Genomic DNA, 22,242 nt, shown 5'->3' with positions numbered 1-22,242 from the left:
GCACAATAATGCTTGCACCTTACGTAACGTAAGGTTTTATAATGAAGCTACCGGTATAAAGCTAGCGCCAAAGAGTGGAGATGATGAATGAAGAGCTATTGGAAGATCGGAGACATCGCCAATCTGACGGGGCTTACCGTACGAACCTTGCGTTTTTATGATCAAATCGGGCTGTTCTCTCCGTCGGAACATACGGAATCCGGCCACAGGCTGTACAATGAATCGGACCTGTCGCGTTTGCACCAGATTTTATCGCTTAAAGAGCTGGGGTTATCTCTCGAAGAGATTAAATCGGTTTTGACCGGCAGGCAAATCAGTCCGCTTGAGATCGTCAACTTGCAGATCAACCGAGTCAAAGAGCAGATCAAGATGCAGCAGAAACTATTGGAGCAGCTCGAACACGTATCCAAGCTTATGCAGGGCAAGGCGCAATTAACGGTGGAAGATTTTACGAGCCTTCTGCAAGCGATGAAAATGTCATTTGAGAAGCTGGTCATTGAGCGGCAAACGATTTGGGAGCGAAACCTGGATCTGTTGGGGGACTTTCTTGCCGAGGAGACAATGCCGAAACCTAAGGAGGAAAATCAATGAATGAACGATTTGTTAAGCATGCGACCTTCGCCGTCGAGCGGACTTATGCCGCCTCGCCGGAGCGGGTTTACCAAGCCTGGGCTGACCCGGTTGCCAAAGCGAAGTGGTTTTCAAAGCCGGAGATCTTCGACTTTCGGGTTGGCGGGCGCGAGTACAGCAGCGGCGGGCCGCCGGAAGGGCCGGTCTTTACGTTCGACGCCAGTTACCAGGAAATTGTTCCGGAGCAGCGCATTGTCTATACGTACACCCTCGATTCTGGCAGCACACGCGTCTCCGTCTCGAATACAACGGTCGAACTGATCAAGCTGGAAGGCGGAACGAAACTCATTTTTACGGAGCAAGGGGCATTCTTTGACGGACACGATACACCGGAAATACGGGAGCACGGTACCAATCTCATGCTGGACGCGCTCGGTAAGGCCTTTGAAGAGGGGAATGATCATGAGCATGGGGAAAAATGAACTTATTTCCATACGCGAGTTCGATGTACCGCAGGAGCTTGTATTTCGGGCTTGGACAACCCCTGATTTGCTCGCTCGTTGGTGGGGGCCGCATGGCTTCACGAATACATTTCACGAGTGCGATATCCGGCCGGGCGGCACGTGGCGACTCACCATGCATGGACCGGACGGTACGGATTACCCGAACCATAACGTCTTTGTTGAGATCGTACCGTTTGAGCGGATCGTGATTGACCATCTATCCGGTCACGAATTTCGGTTAACGGGTACTTTCGAGAACCTGGAAGGCCGTACCAAAGTTACGTTCCGTCAGCTTTTCAAGCTAACCGAGGAATTCGAACAAGTCAAGACTTTCTGTATGGAAGCTAACGAACAGAACCTCGACCGGTTAGGCAGGGTGCTGGAAGAAATGACCTCCTAGCTATGCGATGGGATGAATTAAAAATATCGCCGTTCACACCTCTGTCGGAGTTGGACGGCGATATTTTTATGCTCTTTCGTTCAGCGCGGCTGACGGTTTCAACTGACTTTCCTCTTGCTTATTCGCCACGTAACTATGCAAAATCATGCCGAGAACGACTACAATCATCCCGCACCAGGATAAAAGCGAAGGCAGGGGGATCGACAAAAACAGCAGCTCCCCGGCTAAGGCGAACAGGACTTCCATCGACTGCGTGGCTTCGACCGAAGCCAGCTTCCGCATATTTCCCCGCACCATATCCGTTGCTTTGAAGAAGAGGACGGTGGCCGCGACGCCGGAAAACAGGGCGACCAGCAACGCTTGAAAGCTCTGCTCCTTGCTCGGCAAGCCTACGGTAGACAAGCCGTACAAGGAAAGGACCAGCCAGAATGGCAGACTTGCCATCGTCATGCCCAATACCCTCTGAAACGTATCCAAACGCCCTTCGCAGAGCTCCATCATTTTCCTATTGCCCAAGGGATAGGCGAACGACGCGATCAGCACAGGGATGACTCCGAGCAATAGGTTTTCCAAGGAAAGGCTTTTGGCATGTTCGATCTGCATGAGAATAATCCCTATCAGGATGAGGAGCGACATGACTAGGCCCTTAACGGGAATTTTCCCCCGGGCTTGCATAGGTCCCTTGTCGGTAGAGATCGTCTCCCAAAATAACGGCGCAAGCAAAGTGCCCGAGATAATCGTAACTTGCCATGTGCCGGCAATCAGCCAGCCGGGGGAATACGCGGCTGCGAAGCATAAGGGAGCATAGAACAACCCGAATCCCACCGTGCCCCACCATAGCCACGTTCCGGGTTGTTTTCTCATTTCCGCGAAGAGCGGGCGCAGGTTTTTCCGAGCCAGTACGACGCCCAGGAGCAGCGGAACCATGAAGAGATAGCGCAGCGCGGCGCTCCAAATCCAACTCCCGCCGGACAGCTCCATCGAAGCATTGAGAACAAAGGTAAAAGCAAAAAAGAAGGCCGAGCCTATACCGATCAAAATGGGCTTCAACAAGGGTCACCTCGGTTCCGTGGATTGGGTCAGCAGCTCGCCAAGACTTAGCCAGTTTTCTTCGACAAGACGGGCAGCCTTTTCACACTCCCCATTGCGGCAGGCGGCCATAATGTGATTGTGCTGCTCCACGGAATTCAACCCTTTCAGAGTATTGAATTGGGAAATCTCCAGTCGTTGAATTTTGGGGATGCTGCGTTCTAATGCCAGAACGATCTCCGGGTTCCCCGCCGCGTCCAAGAACACCTTGTGAAAATGCGCATCCGCCTCGATAGCCTGAATCACGTCGCCTTGTTCAATCGCAAGCTGTAAGGCGTTATTGCTTGCCTCTAGCGCTTGAAGATCCGTTTCCTTCAAAACAGGACATGCGAGTCTTGTAGCCAAAGCATGCAAGACTGCGACTACCGTAAACGCGTGCTTCGCCTCCGTTACATGTAATGGAGCGACGTAAGTGGACGATCCCGGGAGGGATGCGACCAGACCTTCATCTTCGAGCCTTTTAAGCGCTTCCCTGACCGGCGTGCGGCTGATGCCAAATTTCTCCGCCAATTCTTTGTCGCTCAAGCGTTCTCCGGGATGCAGTTCCAAGGTGATAATCCACTTTTTTAACGTTTGATAGACTTCATCTCTAAACGACAGCCGTTGAATGGGTTGAATCTGATCTTTTTTCATAAAACCAATATATCGGATATTGGTTTATCGGGCAATATTTATTTGTGATCTGGTAAGGATCGGCGATTTATCAGCAAAACTAATAAAAGCTATAAAATCCTTTTAATTGATCCGTTTACCCTGCTGTGATAGGTTGGAGATAAGATAAAATTAATTATATAAGAATACTAGGAATTATTTTCATCCTATGCGAGGTGCATATTGTTGATATTACAGGTGATGAACAGCCCTTTTAATCAAGAGCAGGTGGAGCTTCTCAACCGCTTGCTGCCTACGCTGACGGAAGTGCAGAAGATTTGGCTGAGCGGCTATTTGACGGCTCTGCACAAAACCGAAGCCTCGGCGGCTGCGCCGGTCGTGAACCAACCGGTCCTCTCGAAGGAGGTCACGGTGCTGTTCGGGTCCCAGACCGGAAACAGCCAGAAGCTGGCCAAGAAGCTGAGCGAAAAGCTGAAGGAACAGGGCCTCCAGCCGACGCTTTCCTCCATGAGCGATTTCAAACCGAATACGTTAAAGAAGGTTGAAAACCTACTCATTCTGGTGAGCACGCACGGGGAAGGCGAGCCGCCGGATAATGCGCTGTCTTTCTATGAATTTCTGCACAGCAAGCGAGCGCCGCAATTGGAAGGCTTGCGTTTTTCCGTATTGGCTTTGGGGGACACTTCGTATGAATTTTTCTGTCAGACGGGCAAGGACTTCGACAAGCGCCTGGAAGAGCTCGGGGGCAAAAGGCTTACCGCACGCGTCGACTGCGATGTCGATTTTGAGGATTCCGCGGCGGAGTGGATGGAGCGTGTCCTGGCTTCTCTGAACGAGACCCCGGCGGCCCCGTCCTCCGCAAGCGGCGGCGGTGCAGCTGTCCGGAGCGAGACGCAGCTGACGGAATATTCGAGATCGAACCCGTTTCAAGCCGCGGTGCTTGAAAATTTGAATCTGAACGGCCGCGGATCGGACCGGGAAACGCGTCACCTGGAGATTTCGCTGGAAGGGTCCAATCTCCAGTACGAGCCGGGCGATAGCTTGGGCGTGTATCCGAAGAATCATCCCGGACTTGTCGATGAACTGATTCAGGCGTTGGATTTGAACCGGGAGGAGCTCGTTCCGGTCGATAAAAACGGCAACGAGCGCCCGCTGCTTGAAGCTTTGACCGGCTATTATGAAATTACGGTTCTGACCAAGCCGCTGTTGGAGCAAGCGGCAGCTCTGTTCCCGGACAGCGGTCTGCAGGAGCTGCTTGCGCCGGGACGAGAGCAGGAGCTTCGAGCGTATATCAAAAATCGGGATTTGTTGGATCTGGTGCAGGATTATCAGCTGAAGGGAGTATCGGGCAAGGAGTTTGTATCGATTCTTCGCAAGCTGCCGCCGCGCCTGTATTCGATTTCCAGCAGTCCGAAGGCGTACCCGGACGAGGTGCATCTCACGGTCCGGAAGGTGCAATACGAAGCGCACGGACGAGAGCGATACGGCGTATGCTCGGCCTATATTGCGGACCATCTGGAACTGGGCGATTCGCTGCCGGTATTTATCCAGCAGAATCCGAACTTCAAGCTTCCGCAAAATCCGGATACGCCGGTTATCATGATCGGACCCGGCACAGGCGCTGCTCCATTCCGGGCGTTCCTGGGCGAACGGGAAGAAACCGGGGCGCAGGGCAAGACGTGGCTGTTTTTCGGCGACCGCCATTTCTCCACGGATTTCCTTTATCAGGTCGAGTGGCAGCGCTGGCTGAAAGATGGCGTGCTGACCCGCATGGATGTCGCGTTCTCCCGCGATACGGATGAGAAGGTCTATGTGCAGCACCGCCTTCTCGAACACGGCAAGGAATTGTATCAATGGCTGGAGGAAGGTGCCGCCATCTACGTGTGCGGAGACGAAAAGCATATGGCGCATGACGTTCATGCCGCTCTCGTCACCATTATCGAGCGGGAGGGCGGGCTTAGCTCAGAGGCTGCCGCGGAGTATTTGGCACGATTGCAACAGGACAAACGTTATCAGCGAGATGTCTACTGAGTTCAGGCTCAAAGATAACGAGAGGGGATAGGAACATGAGCGAAAACAATTTACTTTCACCGAACAGTGCGCCTCATAGCGATGTAGAGGAGATCAAGAAGCGAAGCGACTACCTGCGGGGATCTCTTGCGGACACGCTCACGGACAGAATCACGGGCTCCATTCCCGAGGACGATAACCGCCTGATGAAATTTCACGGAAGCTATATGCAGGACGACCGGGATCTTCGCAACGAGCGGAATAAACAAAAGCTGGAGCCGGCCTACCAGTTCATGGTGCGCGTGAGGGCTGCCGGTGGGGTCGTTACGCCGGAGCAATGGCTGATGATGGACCGGATCGCGCAGCAATATGCAAACGGAACGATTCGTCTCACGACCCGTCAGTCGTTCCAGCTTCACGGCGTGATCAAGTGGAACATGAAGCATCTCATCAAGGAAGTCAACGAGGCGCTGTTAAGCACGCTTGCGGCATGCGGGGACGTCAATCGTAACGTGATGTGCAATCCGAACCCGTACGTTTCCGAAATCCACGAGCAGGTGTACGAATGGGCCCAGAAGATCAGCCATCATCTTGATCCGCGAACCAGGGCCTACCATGAAATTTGGCTGGATGAAGAGAAGGTCATCGACAGCCGCGAGGGTGAAGAGCAAGAACCGATATATGGGCCGGTTTATTTGCCGCGCAAGTTCAAGATCGGAATTGCCGTGCCGCCTTCCAACGACGTCGATGTCTTCTCCCAGGATCTTGGCTTGATCGCGATTCATGAGCAAGGACGGCTGCTGGGCTTCAACGTGGCTGTCGGCGGAGGCATGGGGATGACCCACGGTGATTCGCAAACGTATCCGCAGCTGGCCCGGGTGATCGGTTTTGTCACGCCGGAGCAGGTCGTCGACTTGGCCGAAAAAACGGTTACGATCCAAAGGGATTACGGAGACCGTTCGGTACGAAAGCATGCCCGGTTCAAGTACACGATCGACGACCGCGGCTTGGAATGGTTTATCGACGAGCTTCACCAGCGCTTGGGATGGAAGCTGGAGGAAGCACGCCCTTATCATTTTGACCATAATGGAGACCGTTACGGCTGGGTGAAGGGAAGCAACGGCAAATGGCATTTCACCCTCTTTATTCAGAACGGCCGGGTGAAGGACGAGGACAATTACCCGTTGATGTCCGGCTTACGGGAAATTGCCAAAGTGCACAACGGGGATTTCCGTCTGACGCCGAATCAGAACCTGATCATAGGTAATGTGTCAACTCAGAAGAAGAAAAAAATCGAGGAAATCATTAAGGCATACGGGCTGACCGACGGGATTCAATATTCCGCGCTGCGCAGAAACTCGATGGCCTGTGTTGCCTTGCCGACCTGTGGGTTGGCGATGGCCGAATCGGAGCGCTATTTGCCTACGCTGCTGGACAAGATCGAATCGATCTTGGATGAGGCGGGACTGCGCGAAGAGGAGATTGTCATTCGGATGACCGGCTGTCCGAACGGCTGCGCCCGTCCCGCGCTTGCGGAGCTTTCCTTTATCGGCAAGGCACCGGGGAGATACAACATGTATTTGGGCGGCGGCTTCTCCGGCAACCGGCTCAATAAAATGTACCGCGAAAATATTGACGAGACGCAGATTCTTGCGGAACTGCGGCCCATCTTGAACCGCTATGCGAAGGAACGCGAGGAAGGCGAGCATTTCGGCGACTTCACGATTCGCGCCGGGTACGTCAAAGAAGTTCGTTCGGGGCTTGATTTTCACGAGTAAGAGCAAACGGAATAGTCTTATATGACAAATCGAATGAGCTGCCCTTGAAGTAGATTTCTACTGATGGGACAGCTCTTCTTTATGGATCGGTCTCTGCATTGACATATCTGTATTTCTATATATAATGAAATAATAACCCGGCAAACATGGTTAATTTCTACGCACTGGAGGATTTTCCATGTATGCTGCTTTTGCTTTTACATCTAAAAAGATAGATATCACGATATACAAATGCATGTCGTAAAAAATGGGACGCAAGGCAAAATAATAAAATGAAATGAGGAAGACCATATGTCTGCAAATAAGACGAACAAACGATTGAGCGATATCCCCTTCTCCGTGCTCGATTTGTCTCCTATCGTCGCCGGGGGAACTCCTGCCGAATCTTTTCGCAACACGCTGGACCTTGCCCGGCATGTGGAGAAGTGGGGCTATAACCGCTACTGGCTGGCAGAGCACCATAATATGCCTTTTATCGCCAGCTCCGCTACTTCCGTTGTGATCGCTCATGTGGCGGCCGGTACATCAACGATCCGGGTGGGCTCGGGCGGGATCATGCTTCCCAACCATTCGCCTCTGGTGATCGCTGAGCATTTCGGGACGCTTGAATCCCTGTTCCCGGGACGCATTGACCTGGGTCTCGGGCGCGCGCCCGGCACGGATCAGCGAACCGCATACGCGCTGCGCCGCGACATTCGGAGCGGAGGCGAGGATTTCCCCGACCAATTGGACGAGCTGCGGGCTTATTTCGACCCTTCGTTGGCCTCAGGCCCGAGGCATGTGAGGGCGATCCCGGGAGAGGGCCTAACGATTCCGATCTGGCTGCTCGGCTCCAGCGGCTTCAGCGCTCAATTGGCCGGTCAGCTCGGTCTGCCGTTTGCTTACGCCAGTCACTTTTCGCCCACCAACACCGTGCCGGCGATGGAATTATATCGTCGTTCGTTCCAGCCTTCGAAAGTGCTGGAGAAGCCGTATGCGATGGTTGGCGTCAACGTCATTGCCGCGGATACGGATGAAGAAGCGGAACGTCTGGGCACGACATTGCAGCAGCAATTCCTCAACCTGATCCGGGGCCATGAAGCGCCGCTGCAGCCGCCTGTGGACAGCATGGACGGCCTATGGAGCGAGCACGAAAAGCAAGCCTTGCAGCAGCAGCTTGGTTCCTCCATTTTCGGCAGTCGGGAAACGGTGAAAGAAAAGCTGCAAGCCTTTCTGAACGCTACCCAAGCGGACGAAATCATGGTCGTCGGCCACGTGTTTGATCATCAGGCGCGCCTGCGTTCTTACGAAATCGTCGCCGATCTTATGAAATCGTAACCCATTGTACAAACCTAACAAGGCTTCGCGAGATGATTTTATCATTCGCGAAGCCGCCGTTGTTCCCAAAGATGCTGCCCTCGATGGAAGAATGGAAAGGCGACAAATGCCAGAAGCATGAGGATCGCGAATAGGACAGGACCTTGCCCGAAGCCTAATACGCTCAGTAAAATACCGCCAATCCAAGCGCACACACTCTGCCCGATAAATGCCAATCCGCTGGCGCCATAATAGGCCCCTCTCAAATGCTCCGGCGCAATTTCACCGATAAGCACGTCTCCAATGACAAAACATAAAATTTCGCCCGTCGTAAAAACGACCATCGACAAGGCCAGCATCGAGATATTGTCAAAAACCCCAAACCCGAACAGACCCAATCCGAATAACAGGCACCCGGCTTTCAACGCCGTTAACGAAGAGAAGCGCTTCATCAGCTTGGCAAGCGGATATTGCAATACCAATACGGAGAGCGTATTGATCACGAAAAGAAACGAATACGCTTCGATCCGGTCATGACCAATAAATTGCGATAAGGTGGTATCCAAGTGGGAATAGGCACCTGCGACAAATACATTACCCAGAAGAAAATAGAGGAATATTTTATCGGTGAAAATAATTCGTGCCATTTGCTTCATCGTGATCGATGCTGATTTCTCATGAAGCTGTTGCTTGAACGTGACCATGAAAAACACCAAGACCATGGCGTAAATAAAGAAAATCACAGCACTTGCGAAAAACGGCAATAGTGATGAAGAACTGCCTGCGCCAAGCTTCAAGCCTGCTAACGGTCCTATAGCTCCTCCCAGATTGATGGCAAAATATCTCGCATTAAAGGCGTCGGCACGTTGTTCGGAAGGAGTGACGTCAGCGAGCAGGGCTCTGGCGGTCGGTTCGAAAACACTGCGGCAGAGACCGTTGATCGCACTCAATAAGAAGAACGCCCAAGTTTCGGCGGCAAAGGCGAAGCCTATCAAGACAAGACTCCAGGCGGCCATCGAAGAAATCATAACCGGATATCTGCCCATACGATCCGATAATGCTCCTCCGACAAAGCTGCTTAAGGTTCCGGCCAACAAGCTTACGGCTAAAATGGCCCCAACGGTTGCCGGATCGATTCCCTTGAATTTCCCTAAATAAATGCCCAGAAATGGAAGTGTCATGAAAAATCCTGTGCGCGACAGGAAGGTTCCGATAATGACTCCCCATGCTACCGGATGAAACCGGGGCAGGTGTAACCGCTTTTTTAAGATCATGTTCATCCTCTTCATCACCCTCTGCTGTTTCGTTTTCCTAAATTTCAGTATAGCTATCAAAAAAGGGATAAAAAGAGTATGATTTGATTAAATCACTTCACCTTTTTAATGAGAAATGAGGTTCCCTATGTTGACGGTTCCGCATTTTTTAGAGCTGCGCCAATATTTTAACAACCACGAAGTCGGTAAGCCCTTCTCGGTTACGGTCGACAAGCTTGCCGGGATATGGTACTGTACGCCTCGCTACGCTAAGCTGATTGTCCACAAGCTTTGCGAGCTGGGCTGGATTGAGTGGAAAGCCGGGCGGGGCCGCGGTCATACTTCCGTGTTGACCTTACTTACGGATTCGGGTGAAATTCTCCTACGGGAAGTTAAGCTTAAGATGGAACAGGGGAATGTCAAGGAAGCGATGGAACTGATGAATCGTTTCGGGGCGACCGCTGTCAAAGAGCAGTTCATGGACTGGCTGTCGGAAGGAATGGGTTTTTCCACACAGGCCGTTTCGAATAAGCTGCAGGATACGCTGCGTTTTCCTGTGTACCGTTCGATTTTAACGCTTGACCCCGGACTGATTTATTATGATTTCGATGCTCACATGGTAGGCCAGTTGTTCAATACGTTGGTTGAATACGATCAGGAAAGCCGAACCGTCACACCTTGTATCGCACATTCCTGGGAAAGCAGCGTCGATGCCAGAGAATGGACGTTCCATTTGAAAAAAAGCGTCATGTTCCATCACGGACGGGAGCTGACTGCTCACGATGTCGTTTTTTCCCTGGATCGGCTTCGCTTGAACCCTGAACGATTCGAATCGAGCTGGATGTTTCAAGACATCGAGCAGATCGATGCCATGGACCATAAAACGGTACGCATCCGTTTGAAAGAACCGAATTATTTGTTTCTGCGGTTTCTTTCCACCATTCCCGCAAGTATTGTTCCCGAAGAGATCGTCCGGGCAGGCGAAGCGGAATTTGGGAAAAAACCGGCAGGAACAGGCCCTTTTCGAATGGTTCGTCTCAATGAGGGCATCTGTATTTTGGAGGCATTTCCCGCACATTTTCAAGGCAGACCGCACCTGGATCGCGTCGAGGTTCTCATTTTCCCTGAAATGGAAACCGGAAGCTTAAAGGAGCCTGACTGGACCTCGGTTATGATTTCGCACGGGGATGCCTCCAAAGTGCAGCGGGATGCCTTGTTAAAAGGGAACAGCGAGTGGCTTGCTATGGAAACGTTGTTCTGCTGCTGCAGTTTGCTTGTATTTAACCAGCGGAAGACCGGTCCGCAAAACCATCCGAAATTCCGGCAAGCTCTTCATCATATCATCGATAGAGAACAGATGATTGCCGAGTTGGGGGGCGACCGGGTGTTTCCCGCGCAAGGATTCCGCCCATACCGTCCGGTCTCCGGCAAGACAATGGAGGAAAGTTCCAGTGCAAGTCGCTCGGAAATTTTGGCTATGTTGAAGGCAAGCGGCTATCAGGGGGAAGCGTTCCGTTTGCTTACGACCGAATATCACGAGGAAGACGCCGTTTGGATTCGGGAGCGCTGCGAGTCATTTGGAATCCATATGGAAATCGAAATTACAGATCCGTCCGAATTTGCGGTTCACCCTTCTTTGCCGCAGCATGACTGTCTATTGTTTGGGAACATCTTTAGCGATGACGAGGTAGGCGAGCTGGAGATGTATCTGCAAAAAAATTACTTCTTGTGTGCGTTTGACGAGCCCATGACGGAGGCGGTAAAAAAAGCGGCCGTATCTGTTTTTCGCGAATCCGACGAGAACGAACGCCAGCGCAAACTGGCGGATGTGGAAAATCTGATATGGCAGACCTATTCCGTCCTGTACCTTGTCCAAAAGAAAAGCAATACTTCGTTTCATAAATCGGTTCGCGGAGTTACCATAAATGCCTCAGGCTGGCTTGATTTTCATAAGATTTGGTTTCATCCCCATGTTTCGTCTTGAGCAAGAATTAAGCAGGCCGATCCTCCACGCTGCAAGAGAGCGGAGGAATCGGCCTGCTTCTTTGTTAGGCTTGCGCCTGGTTCCCGCTTTCCAGCGCCGCCAGCAGCCGGGCGTACGTCGGTGCGAGCGCCCGCAGCGCGGCCGCGGCGGCCGCGTCGTCACCGGTGACCAGCGGGTGCTGCATCGAGCCGATGATTCGCGCCCGCTCGGCTGCGATCTGCGCGGCTTCGGCGTACCCGACGCGCGCCAGGCAGGTCGCGGCATCTGCGGCGCGGCGCGCGCCGACCCGGACCGCGAAGTGAATCAGATGGTCGCGCAGCTCCCTGTCGCAGCCGCGCTCGATGAGTGCCGCGAGCCCTTCAGCGGCTTCGCCGTTGCCAAGGGTGCCCGGCGGCATGCTGTGATCGCCCTCCATCGACAGCCAGCGGATCGCGGCGGGGATCGACGCTCTTATGGCATCTGCCTCGGACACTTCCGCGATCCGGGTGAAGCCGGTGCGCATCGTGTACGGATCGCCGTAGCTGAGCGTCTCGGCTCGCCAGGCCGTCATGAAGTCGCTCAGCGGCAGCGAAGCGTACGGATAGCCCTGCGGGTCGTGCATGAGCACGCGTTCGTCGTCAACTTCGAGAACGACGACGTAATGGTCGGCGCCGATCGGTCCGGTCATGCCCGGTTGATGCCGCAGATGCCCCATTTCCAGCGGACCGATCCACACCGGGCCGTCCGACAGGGACGCTTTGAGACGGGCGAGGGCCTCGTCGGCGTCGCCGCCTTTGGTCACCGTGGACGTCCAGCCCAGGGCGGCCAGCGCGTCGTCGAAGCCTGCCTCGGGGTCCCAGCCGTACGGATCGAAGAACGGCAGCGTGCCGCCGATCAGCTGCATCCCGAACGGGCTGCCGGTAGCGAACTCGATCACGGCCGGAGAGGGCGAGTCCGCGCCGAACATCATCGCGAAGGAGTTGGCGTAGCAGTACGGGCCGGAGCCCGTGTAGGTAACGTGCGCAAGCGCCTTTTGAGTAACCATCGTAAGATCTTTGCCTCCTTTGGATAGTTGCGACTTTAAGGCTTCACCGGGATGTACAAATCGATTTGGGTTTGTTCATCTTCCGGCCCGGTAAACCGTTCGTCGTATACTTCGAGGTCCATGCCTTGCGACGGCTCCAGACTGTGCAGGGGCAGCCACTTGCTGTAAATTAACTCCATTGTCTCTCCAAGACGGCTCAGACTGCCGGTGTGGGTAAACACGGCATAGGTCTGTTCCGGCACCGCGAATGTCATCATGCCGTTCGGAATGTGCTCTCCCGTCGTCTCATAGCCGGCAATATACGAGAAATCTCCGTTCGAACCGGGGATGCAGACGCCATATGAGATGTCCGGCTGCAATTTCCCCTGAATCTCATCCTCCCGCGGTACGAATCGGTCCCACAATTGGGGAATGCCGCCTTCGCTGCTTTTGTTGTTCCACTCCATCCCGACAACGGTAAAAGCGGCTTTTTTCACCAGCTTCGGTTCCATGTTCGTTCCTCCCGTAACGGAAATATAGTCGACCATGCGCTGAACCGCAGCCAGAAGCTTTTGTTGGCGCCCAATTTCGTCACGAATGCTGTCTGCGTGCTCCAAGAGGATCGGCTTCAGCTTTTCGGCGTCCCCCAGCGTCCCGTTTCGTTTGAGCTCCCGTATGATCTCGATACTGAGCCCCATGGAGCGCAGAAACAAAATTCGGCGCAGCTCGGGCAGCTGCTCGGGCGAGTAGAAGCGATATTGGTTTTCCTCGCCGACTTTGACGGGCGTGAACAAGCCGACGGCATCATAGTGTCTGAGCGTTTTGGCGGACACGTTAAAAATGCGCGCCAGTTGCCCAACGGTAAGCATGGCGGATTCTCCTTTCTCACTGGTCTGATCCCATCCTACAAGATTGCCGCAGGGGCAAGGTCAAGACTTTATTTCCTATTGTCCGGAACGACAAAGGACACGGTGGTTCCTTCGTTCAGCTTGCTGCGAATGGACAAACCTAGACCGTACAATTGGGTCAGGCGCCGGTTCGTATTGGAAAGTCCGATTCCGCGCTTGCTTTTGGCCGCCGGATTCAATAGCTGCTCGACCTTGTCCGGCTCCATGCCCTTGCCGTCATCCGCGACTTCAATATGGATGCCCCCCTCCTGTCGGGCAATCCGGATACGAAGCGTCCCGCCTTTGTGTTGACTGAGAAGCCCGTGCTTAACGGCATTTTCGACCAGCGGCTGGATCGAAAGCGGGGGGAGAAGCAAGTCGATGCCCGGGTCGACCTCCCACAAGACCGACAGCCTGCTGCCGAACCGCTCTTGTTCAACAAACAAGTAGGCTTCCACAAGCTCCAGCTCGTGGGACAGCTCTACAAGCTTTCCCGTATTGAGAAAATCAAAGCTAATCCGCAAAAAGGACGCGAACGCATCGCCGAGCTGGCGCATTTTTTCCGTGTCGATCTCGCTCAGCGCCATAATGGAATTCAGCGTATTGAACAGAAAATGAGGATGAATTTGCGCCTGCAGATAGGCGGCTTCCATACGTAACCGTTCTTGGATGGATTGCTTCAGCGTGATCAGCGCCCTGATCCGGTATTGCAGCTCCAGCGCGTCGACCGGCTTGGTCACGTAATCGTTGGCACCCGACTTGAAGCCGGTATAGATGTCGGCAGGCTGACTGCGTGCGGTCAGCAGCAGTACCGGAAGCTCGGATAAGGAATACTGCTCCCTTACCTTCTGCGTCAACTCGTAGCCGGACATCTGCGGCATCATGACATCGGCAATCAGCAGATCCCATTGCTGCGTACCCAGCAGCTCCAGCACCTCGCGGGCGGAATGAGCGGTCGTGATCCGGTACGGCTCCGATGAAAGGATGCCAACAAGCACATTCAAGTTGACGGGATCGTCATCCACGGCCAAAATATTCGCTTTCCCATCATCCTCAAGCGGCGGGACAAGGACGGAAGCAGCCAATTCGCCGATGGAGGCATCCGAAGCCATTACCGCGGCACGCACGTTTTCCGCTGCGTCCCAGATCAGTGGAGGCTGAAGCGGATTTTGCGGCGGCGACGGGAGAAGCGGCGACACGTTAGCTAACGGCAGGTCGAAGCTGAACACGGAGCCCTTCCCAAGCTCGGAGTGGACGGTCAACGCGCCGCCGTGCAATTCGACCAGCTGCTTGCATATGCTTAACCCAAGTCCGATGCCCCGGCCGTCGCTAATGCCATAAGATCCTTGTTCATAAGGGAGAAATACCCTCGCTTGGGTCTCCTTGTCCATCCCGACCCCAGTGTCGGAGATATGGATCACGGCGTGCCCTTCCCGGGTCTCGGCGGACACAGAAATGGTTCCTTCCTCCGTGTATTTGAGGGCGTTATGCACCAGATTGTATATAATTTGCACGAGTCTTTTCTCATCGGCCATGACCGGCGGCATCGATTCCGCAATGTCCATATGCAGTCGGACAGGCTTGCCCTCAAGCATATATTGAAGCATGCCGATGACGCCGGGCACGACGGATTGAATGTGCAGAGGCTCTTGCTGCAGCACGATGCGGTGCTCCTGGAGCCGTGCGACATCGAGAAGATCGCCGAGCATATGCGACATGCGGCGGCTGATGGTAATCAGCAGCTCCATGTCTTTCAGGCTGCGCTCGTTCAGCTTCGTTTTTTCTTTGGTCACGACACTCTGCGCGATATTGATAATGCCGTGGAGCGGCGTTCTCAGCTCGTGCGACGTATTGGCCAGAAACTGATCCTTCAGCTTGTCGGCTTTCCTTAACTGATCGTTGAGGGCGGCGTTTTCCCTGGCGTTGCGGAAATATTGTTTAAACCAGTAGGCCGAAAAGCCGATAATCGCCGCAATAATATCGATCGGATAGTAAACGGGAGTATAGGAGCTCCTCAGGCTCCAGAGAAAACTCGACATAATACCGACCGCGGACATCACCAAAAAGACGCCGTCCTTGACGGCATGCTTCCCGAAGATCATCGTTCCTGCCGTATAAGCAAACCAGACGAAGGGGAGCAAATAGAAGCAAGCAAATATCCCCAAGTCAACCGATCCATTCACCCATGCCGCATTGGCAGCGAACAGAAATCCCGTATAAGCAAGGAGTACCGCGCTGAGTACCCGCAAACCGGCGCTCTTCGGAGGAGCCGAAGAGAACCTTCGAAAGAGTAGAAGCATGAAATACGAATGCCACAGGAGGGCGATCAATCGGATCTTCAGCGCCCATGTATAGTTGATCGGCAGCCAGAGCAAGAGCAGGTTATCATGACCGGTCGTAATGGAAATTCCGGTTGCCAGCGTCAGGAGAAAGACAATGACCAACGTCCGTTCATGCGGGTTAAACGTATAAAGGATAAGGGCATACATCCCGTGAAGCATCAGAACGATAAACGTAACCAGTTGAAACCCGATGGAATACCAGCGCGTATAGTCGATCGCCGCTTGGGAGCCAAAGTAAATGGGGCGTAAGATCCCACCGTTATAAGGGTCGTCGAAATTCGCCACCCGGATAAGCAATTCAAGCTCTGTGGCCCCCATTGTATCGTAGGAGGCCGTGTAGGAGACGTTTTCGGGCGTATACTCATGCGCATGTTCGGCAGGCTTTCCGATATTGGACTCAACCTGCCCATTGATTTCCACACTGGATGAGGCCTGTATGCCGCGCAACCAAAAAGCAATAGGCTGCTTCAGCGGGTCGACCAAAATGCGCAGCCGATACGTTCCGTACCCATACGAGTGATCCGAGCCGTTCGTTAACTGGCTGCTCCAATCTCCCGGAACCTGAATCGGGCGAAGTTCGTCTTCCGCCAAAGCTGCGTCCCGGTGATATACTAATTTTCCGGGGTAGAACTGCCACTCGCCATCCAAGGAGATGGTAGGGGATTGATCCAAGTCCACACCGCGCAAATCGAGCACGCCATGGACGGGGCGAGGGTGCTCCAAGGTGGGGAACATTTCGGTCCAAGTCCAGCGCAGGCCGAGGAGAATGCCGAGAAATAATATAATAGTCGCTATATACTTAGGCGTGGTGTTATTTTTCATTTGCATCATACGGAGAAGTTCGACGGAACTTGGCGTATTCCTGTTTAATACGGCCGGTGAAGTGGGCTCCTAGTATCAGGAAATGTATAATAAAAGAGAGAATGATACGATGAAGGGGGTTGTCTTGGATGAAGGGCATAGGAATCGAACAATATGGCGGTGTCGATGAATTGCGAACCATTGAATTGCCGGCAAAGCAGCTTGGACCCGACGATTTGTTGGTTAGCATTCAGGCGAGCGGTGTGAATCCGGTAGATTGGAAGGTGCGAGAGGGCAAGCTAAAGCAAGACTTCGCGTTTGAACTTCCTCTGATTTTGGGATGGGATGCGGCTGGAACGGTCATGGCTGCAGGAGCCAACGTACAAGATTTCCACGTCGGGGACGATGTGTTTTTCCGCCCGTTGTTCGATCGTTTCGGGACTTACGCAGATGAAATCACAGTTCCTGCCTCTATCGTATCGAAGATGCCCAAGGGTATATCTTATATGGAAGCTGCATCTCTCCCGTTAGCCGGTCTCACAGCTCTGCAGGCCATCGAGGAGGTCGGACAGGCCGGGCCGGAAACCCGTGTCCTGATTTTGGCGGGCAGCGGAGGCGTCGGGTCCCTTGCCATCCAAATGGCGAAAGCGCGGGGCGCATATGTAGCAGCCACTACCAGCATGCGGAACGCTGAGTTTGTACGTGAATTGGGAGCGGACGAAGTGTTGACCTATGACACGGGGAGCATTCAGTCTTCGCTACAGTTTGATTTCCTGTTTGATACCATAGGCGGCTCCGCTTATGGAGATGCCGTGAAATGGATGAAGCCGGGCGGGGTCGTGGCTACGATTATCAGCAGCAGAGATGCCATACGTACGGATGTTGCCGATGCTCTCGAACAAGACCTGCGCCTTCGGACGGAATTTGTGTTTACCCGGCCGGACGGGAAAAATATGAATCGACTTCGTGAGCTTGTGGAAGAAGGGAAAGTGAAGCCTCTCATCTCGGAAGTCTATCCGATGACCGTAGATGGAGTAAGGAAAGCCCAGCTTGCCAGCCAGACCGGACGAACGCGCGGCAAGATTGTGTTAAGTCGAGAATTTTCCCAGTGACGATTGTGTTGTATAGTCGCAAGAAACCGGCATCGCGTCCTCGAATCAAGGGCGCGATGCCGGTTTTAAACTTAACGGCCAAACTCCTTATTGAGTATTTTATCGTGAGCCGGATACACATCCGGGCCTACCGCGTTGATGCACGTTACCATAATATGCTTCCCGTCTAGAGTTCCGAAGGCTCTCGATTCAAATCCGTAAGTACCGCCAGAATGCCCCCAATAGGACTGCCCGTCCGGTGTTTTTAATTCAAAAATCCCTAGTCCAAATTTACCTAAAGGCGAATCTACTGTTGTGGTCATCTGCTTCATCATCTCTTCATTTAGAAGCTTTCCGCCCAACAACGCACTAAAGAAGGTGGTCAAGTCTTTGACTGATGAAACCATATCTCCGGCTGCATTTGCAAATGATTGATTGATTTCTGTTAAATCATACAAACGACCCGATCTGTCCATATTGTATCCTGTAGCATGGTTGCCCGGAATATCGTGACTACTTTCCATTACGAATGTCTCTGTCATCCCGAGCGGTTCGATGAACCGTTTCCGGATCTGCTCCGCGTACGTATCCCCGGTTGCCTTCTGAATAATTTGACCGGCCAGCACGGTATTGGTGTTGGAATAGTTCCAGCCCTCCCCTGGCGCAAATACAGGCGGCTTTGCAAGTCCCAAGCCGATAAGCTCGTCGACGGTATAGTAACGGAATGGATTTTGAGGAATGGTAATATCTCGAAAGTCAAGATCTGTATAGGACGCAATCCCGCTAGTATGGTTCAATAACTGACGAATCGTTATTTTGTTGCCGTCATACCCATTGCCCTTTACGACTCCCGGCAGCCATTTTTCGACCGTATCGTCCAGGTTCAATGTTTTTTCCTCAGCCAACTGCAATACAACGGCAGCGGTAAACGCCTTTGTGATGCTTCCAATACGGAATGAAAAATCCGGCTCCACCGGGCGTGGTACTTCGTAACTGGCTGTACCTGTAGCGTAGGACCAGCGTTCCCCGTCCTGCAGTCCGCCAGCGATGACACTTGGGACTTTTTTGGAGGTTACCACCTCATCCATGACGCGTTTGACTTCTTCCAGATGCTTGCTTTTCTTTTCCTTCTCCGGGAGTTCTTTTTGGGGTTTTATTGCGAATTCCGTCGCTAGAATATCGTTGATCTGCTTCTCCGCATCGCTCACCACATTGATGTTTATCGAGATGACATGTTGACCGTCTTCCGTTCCGCCTCCAAAGTTGGTAAATCCGGGAATACCTCCGCCATGCCCCCATACGACGGTACCGTCAGGCAGCTTTGTTGCGAATATGCCAAGTCCGTACTTTCCCCATGGGGAGTCGACTGTGTTGGTCAGCATTTCCTTTTTCATCTCCGGCGTCAACAGCTTTCCGCCCAATAAGGCGCGGAAAAACGTCGTGATATCTTGTCCTGTCGAGATCATTTCCCCGGCAGCGTTAGCCCACGACGGGTTAAGCGCAGTAATATCTACTAATTTATCTCCGGTATCCAGGTAGCCGCGGGCATGTTTTTTCGGAAAATCCGGCGAACTGCCGGGGAGGATCGTTTCTTTAAGTTGAAGCGGTTCAATGATTCGTTTCTTAATCTGCTGGGCATAGGTTTCCCCGGTGACCTTCTGGATAATGAGCCCCATAATAACCGTATTCGCGTTCGAATATTGAAAACCCGTTACCGGCTTCTGCTTCAAAGCACGGGCAATTAACTGTTCGGCTGTATAAACTTCGCCCGGATTTGTGACTAAATTCGTCCTTAATTCCGGAGTCAAGTAGTCCGGGAGACCGCTTGTATGATTTAACAATTGACGAATCTTAATGTTATTGCCGTCGAATCCATTGCCCTGCACGAGTCCCGGCAGCCATTTCTCCACCGTATCGTCGAGACTTAGCTTCTTCTCGCCGGCAAGCATCAAGGCAACTGTAGCGACAAACGTCTTCGTTGTACTTCCGATCCGGAAAGAGAAGTCGCCGTCCACCTTATGATTCCTTTCGATATTCGCTTCGCCGGAAGCATAGGACCAGCTCGCATCCCCTTTCTTCACGTTAACGATAACACCTGGAATATTTTTGGTATTGGCGGCTTTATCGATAGCTTGTTGGGTTGGCGTTTTAACCGCTGCTTGTACCACGTTTGCCGCGTGTAGAGTGCCATAAGCAGGGAAGACCAGCGTACCCGCCAATATGGCTGTTAATGTAAGTGCAGCCCCTTTTTGAATGATGAATGATTTCATAACGCATCGCTCCTATTAGTTTGGAATGTTGTATTGCTTCACCCCCTAACTTTATCTCCGAGGTTGTTAAATTGGACAGTGACGAAACCGCCAAGCTTCTAAATGACATCGTACTTGGCCCTGTCATATTTACCGTATGACAAACTGTCAACTGTCTTATGTGACGTGCTTGCTACGGTCAAATTCTAAATGTTCCCTCCCTTCTGTGGCTTGACGAATCGGGAAGATATGGTGCATGATAGGTCTGAATATCCGGAACTGTTCTTACTTATAAAAAAGGCAAGCAGGTGTACCTGATCCGTGTTATCCATACTAAAAAAATGGTTTTTGTATGATTGGGTGGTTCTTGCTATACGGACCACTTGGCTCGCCATTATCGTCATCTCCGGTTTCATCAACCCGTCAATGATCATAACGCCGTTGTGGATTGTAGGGATGCTTGCTCTCTTGGTTTATGTCATTCCGCCAATCGTTCAATATCGGAAAAGAAGCTGGTATCTGGCCGTCGAAGTTTTATTTGCTGGATTCTTCCACTTGTATTTGGCGTATGCAGCGCCGGGGTTGCTATGGTCTTTCGTTTTATTCGCGGTAATTATAGGCTTGGCCAGCAGTCGGCGAACGTACGTGTGGACGGGTATCCCTTGCGGCCTCGTTTTTCCGGCATTGAACGGGTGGCTCGCCGATCGGCTCCCCTACGAGTTTATGTTTAGCTGCAGCTTTGGTTTCGCCATCGGCTTCGCGTTTAGTATATTAATTCAGTCCCATAAACAAGCCCAAATCATTCAAGAGCAGAAGCAATTGCTGGAGCGGCACATTACACAAATCGAGGAGCTTACGCTGATGGAGGAGCGCCATCGGCTGTCACATGAGCTGCATGACACGATTGGCCATGCGCTAACCTCGCTGATCGTCGGCGTTGAATCACTCCGCTCATCTGTACCTGCTGTACAGATTGAACGGATCGATTCCCTTGTCGGCATCGCACAGCGCAGTCTGAATGATATCCGAAACCATCTGCACCAGCTTTCTCATGGCCCGTTAAACCATTCGTTAAGCGAATCGCTGCTGCAATTAACCGAAGAATTCAGGAAGTCTACAGGGGTAACGGTCAGCTTCCGCGTGATCGGCAACGAGACACTCGTGCTGCAGAAAATGAACTTTTGCTTATATCGCTGTCTGCAAGAATCGCTCACCAACGCGGTTCGCCACGGTCAAGCGAGCGCGGTATCCGTTCAGATGCATTTCGATAGTCACCAACTTCGGTTACAAATCGAAGACAACGGCATCGGCACGGATTCCATCCGGTTTGGATTCGGTCTAAATGGGATAAAGGAGCGGCTTGAGCAACTTCACGGCACGCTGTCCGTTCATTCACAATTAGGACAAGGAACCGTCGTCATATGTAATATTCCTTTGCAGGCAGCGCCTGTGCATGGTCATATCCGGCTGCTGATTGTTGACGATCAGTCGATCATTGCCGACAGCTTGCAGCATATTTTAGAGAAGCATGCTGATTTTATCATCGTCGGTACGGCCGGGGACGGGCACGAGGCATTGGAACATTGCGAGCGATCCCGGCCGGATATCGTGCTCATGGATATTCGGATGCAAGGGATGAACGGACTTGAAGCCTTGCTTGAGATGAAACAACGCTGGCCTGACATGAAGGTTGTGCTCATGACGACGTTTGAGGATTCCATACAGGCGGCAACCGCACTGGAGCACGGGGCGGAAGGCTATATGCTGAAGTCGCTTCATCCGCGAGAATTGACCGAAGCCTTGAAGCTCATCTATAGCGGGGGAACGTGGATCGATCAGTCAATCGCCACGCGTGTATTCGAAGAGATGAAGCGCCAGCGTGAGCAGCTGGAGAAGTACAGCCCGCAGCAAGAGAACTATCCGTACGGGCTTACGAAGCGGGAGATGGAGATTTTACAGCATCTGTCGGACGGACTGCGCTACAAGTCCATCGCCGCCAAGCTGTTTTTATCGGAGGGAACGGTACGCAATTATTGCTCGACTCTCTACTCGAAGCTCGGTGTCAGCAACCGTGAAGAAGCGATTGAATTAGCGCGAGTGGAGAATATCGTATAAACGCCTGTTCCTGACAATGGAGGGAAAGGCTTATAGAAGAGTGGAAGCCGTCGCAGTAGCGGCGGCTCAAGCTTGTTGAGAAAGTGGTCTAAGCAAAAATAGAGAAACATACGTAGGTGGGGTATCCACTGGAGAAGCGATAGCGGCCGCCTTTGTCTTCGGGAAATGTCCGCTATTAAGCGGCTTCCAATCAAATTTCCCGAAGACAAGAGTGGTCGGAAGTGGATACCCCACCCCTTCGTTACCTCTATAATCCCGT

At 52.6% G+C, this 22,242-nt stretch carries 16 protein-coding genes; 9 read left to right on the top strand and 7 right to left on the bottom strand.

Going from position 1 to position 22,242, the window contains the following annotated elements; all coding sequences use genetic code 11:
- The first annotated feature begins 87 nt into the window (after positions 1–87).
- Genes QMG93_RS01615 through QMG93_RS01605 form a run of 3 tightly spaced genes read left to right on the top strand, consistent with a single transcriptional unit; the run spans position 88 to position 1,473 of the window.
- Positions 88–591, top strand: coding sequence for a MerR family transcriptional regulator (locus QMG93_RS01615; RefSeq protein ID WP_281933149.1), 504 nt, complete (start codon positions 88–90; stop codon positions 589–591).
- Positions 588–1,052: an SRPBCC family protein gene (locus QMG93_RS01610; RefSeq protein WP_281933148.1), complete on the top strand. Its 465-nt coding sequence runs from the start codon at positions 588–590 to the stop codon at positions 1,050–1,052. Before QMG93_RS01615 ends, QMG93_RS01610 begins: the two co-directional genes overlap by 4 nt.
- Positions 1,033–1,473 (top strand): SRPBCC family protein, encoded by a 441-nt coding sequence (locus QMG93_RS01605; protein ID WP_281933147.1) that lies wholly within the window; start codon positions 1,033–1,035, stop codon positions 1,471–1,473. Before QMG93_RS01610 ends, QMG93_RS01605 begins: the two co-directional genes overlap by 20 nt.
- 66 nt (positions 1,474–1,539) lie before the next feature.
- On the opposite strand, the gene QMG93_RS01600 is transcribed toward QMG93_RS01605, so the two are convergent.
- Complete coding sequence (locus QMG93_RS01600) at positions 1,540–2,523, bottom strand: multidrug resistance efflux transporter family protein (protein WP_281933146.1); 984 nt, start codon at positions 2,521–2,523, stop codon at positions 1,540–1,542.
- Positions 2,524–2,529: 6 nt separating this feature from the next.
- On the bottom strand, positions 2,530–3,195 hold the full coding sequence (locus QMG93_RS01595) for a GntR family transcriptional regulator (protein ID WP_281933145.1): 666 nt from the start codon (positions 3,193–3,195) through the stop codon (positions 2,530–2,532).
- Between the two features lie 204 nt (positions 3,196–3,399).
- Here QMG93_RS01595 and QMG93_RS01590 point away from each other — a divergent pair, with 204 nt between their 5' ends.
- From QMG93_RS01590 to QMG93_RS01580, 3 genes are all read left to right on the top strand, one after another.
- Positions 3,400–5,205 (top strand): assimilatory sulfite reductase (NADPH) flavoprotein subunit, encoded by a 1,806-nt coding sequence (locus QMG93_RS01590; protein ID WP_281933276.1) that lies wholly within the window; start codon positions 3,400–3,402, stop codon positions 5,203–5,205.
- Between the two features lie 35 nt (positions 5,206–5,240).
- Positions 5,241–6,962, top strand: coding sequence for an assimilatory sulfite reductase (NADPH) hemoprotein subunit (gene cysI / locus QMG93_RS01585; RefSeq protein ID WP_281933144.1), 1,722 nt, complete (start codon positions 5,241–5,243; stop codon positions 6,960–6,962).
- 291 nt (positions 6,963–7,253) lie between these two features.
- Positions 7,254–8,279: an LLM class flavin-dependent oxidoreductase gene (locus QMG93_RS01580; RefSeq protein WP_281933143.1), complete on the top strand. Its 1,026-nt coding sequence runs from the start codon at positions 7,254–7,256 to the stop codon at positions 8,277–8,279.
- Between the two features lie 41 nt (positions 8,280–8,320).
- Here the strand turns inward: QMG93_RS01580 and QMG93_RS01575 are convergent, their stop codons facing one another.
- Positions 8,321–9,538 carry an MDR family MFS transporter gene (locus QMG93_RS01575; protein WP_281933142.1) on the bottom strand — a complete coding sequence of 406 codons (1,218 nt, stop codon included), beginning with the start codon at positions 9,536–9,538 and terminating at the stop codon, positions 8,321–8,323.
- 121 nt (positions 9,539–9,659) lie between these two features.
- Between QMG93_RS01575 and QMG93_RS01570 the strand changes: the two genes are divergently transcribed.
- Positions 9,660–11,495: an SgrR family transcriptional regulator gene (locus tag QMG93_RS01570; protein WP_281933141.1), complete on the top strand. Its 1,836-nt coding sequence runs from the start codon at positions 9,660–9,662 to the stop codon at positions 11,493–11,495.
- A gap of 64 nt (positions 11,496–11,559) precedes the next feature.
- On the opposite strand, the gene QMG93_RS01565 is transcribed toward QMG93_RS01570, so the two are convergent.
- The 3 genes from QMG93_RS01565 to QMG93_RS01555 all read right to left on the bottom strand — a co-directional run bounded on the left by QMG93_RS01565 (position 11,560) and on the right by QMG93_RS01555 (position 16,555).
- Positions 11,560–12,519 (bottom strand): hypothetical protein, encoded by a 960-nt coding sequence (locus QMG93_RS01565; RefSeq protein ID WP_281933140.1) that lies wholly within the window; start codon positions 12,517–12,519, stop codon positions 11,560–11,562.
- A gap of 35 nt (positions 12,520–12,554) precedes the next feature.
- A complete protein-coding gene (locus QMG93_RS01560) occupies positions 12,555–13,367 on the bottom strand; it encodes a MerR family transcriptional regulator (protein ID WP_281933139.1) in 813 nt (270 codons plus the stop codon).
- Between the two features lie 68 nt (positions 13,368–13,435).
- Positions 13,436–16,555, bottom strand: a complete 3,120-nt coding sequence (locus QMG93_RS01555; RefSeq protein WP_281933275.1) for an ATP-binding protein — start codon at positions 16,553–16,555, stop codon at positions 13,436–13,438.
- A gap of 122 nt (positions 16,556–16,677) precedes the next feature.
- Here QMG93_RS01555 and QMG93_RS01550 point away from each other — a divergent pair, with 122 nt between their 5' ends.
- Entirely contained in the window at positions 16,678–17,640 is a 963-nt protein-coding gene (locus QMG93_RS01550) for an NADP-dependent oxidoreductase (RefSeq protein ID WP_281933138.1), read from the top strand.
- Positions 17,641–17,711: 71 nt separating this feature from the next.
- Here QMG93_RS01550 and QMG93_RS01545 read toward each other — a convergent pair whose 3' ends face one another.
- The gene (locus tag QMG93_RS01545; protein WP_281933137.1) at positions 17,712–19,889 is read right to left on the bottom strand and encodes a serine hydrolase domain-containing protein; all 2,178 of its coding nucleotides are present in this window, start codon (positions 19,887–19,889) and stop codon (positions 17,712–17,714) included.
- A 300-nt stretch (positions 19,890–20,189) separates the two neighbouring features.
- On the opposite strand from QMG93_RS01545, the gene QMG93_RS01540 reads away from it, so the two are divergent.
- Positions 20,190–21,983 (top strand): hybrid sensor histidine kinase/response regulator transcription factor, encoded by a 1,794-nt coding sequence (locus tag QMG93_RS01540; RefSeq protein WP_281933136.1) that lies wholly within the window; start codon positions 20,190–20,192, stop codon positions 21,981–21,983.
- The last annotated feature ends 259 nt before the right edge of the window (positions 21,984–22,242 follow it).

It is taken from the genome of Paenibacillus tyrphae, from assembly GCF_027925525.1.
GTDB lineage: Bacteria > Bacillota > Bacilli > Paenibacillales > NBRC-103111 > Paenibacillus_G > Paenibacillus_G tyrfis_B.
This window is presented reverse-complemented; position numbering and strand designations above follow the sequence as displayed.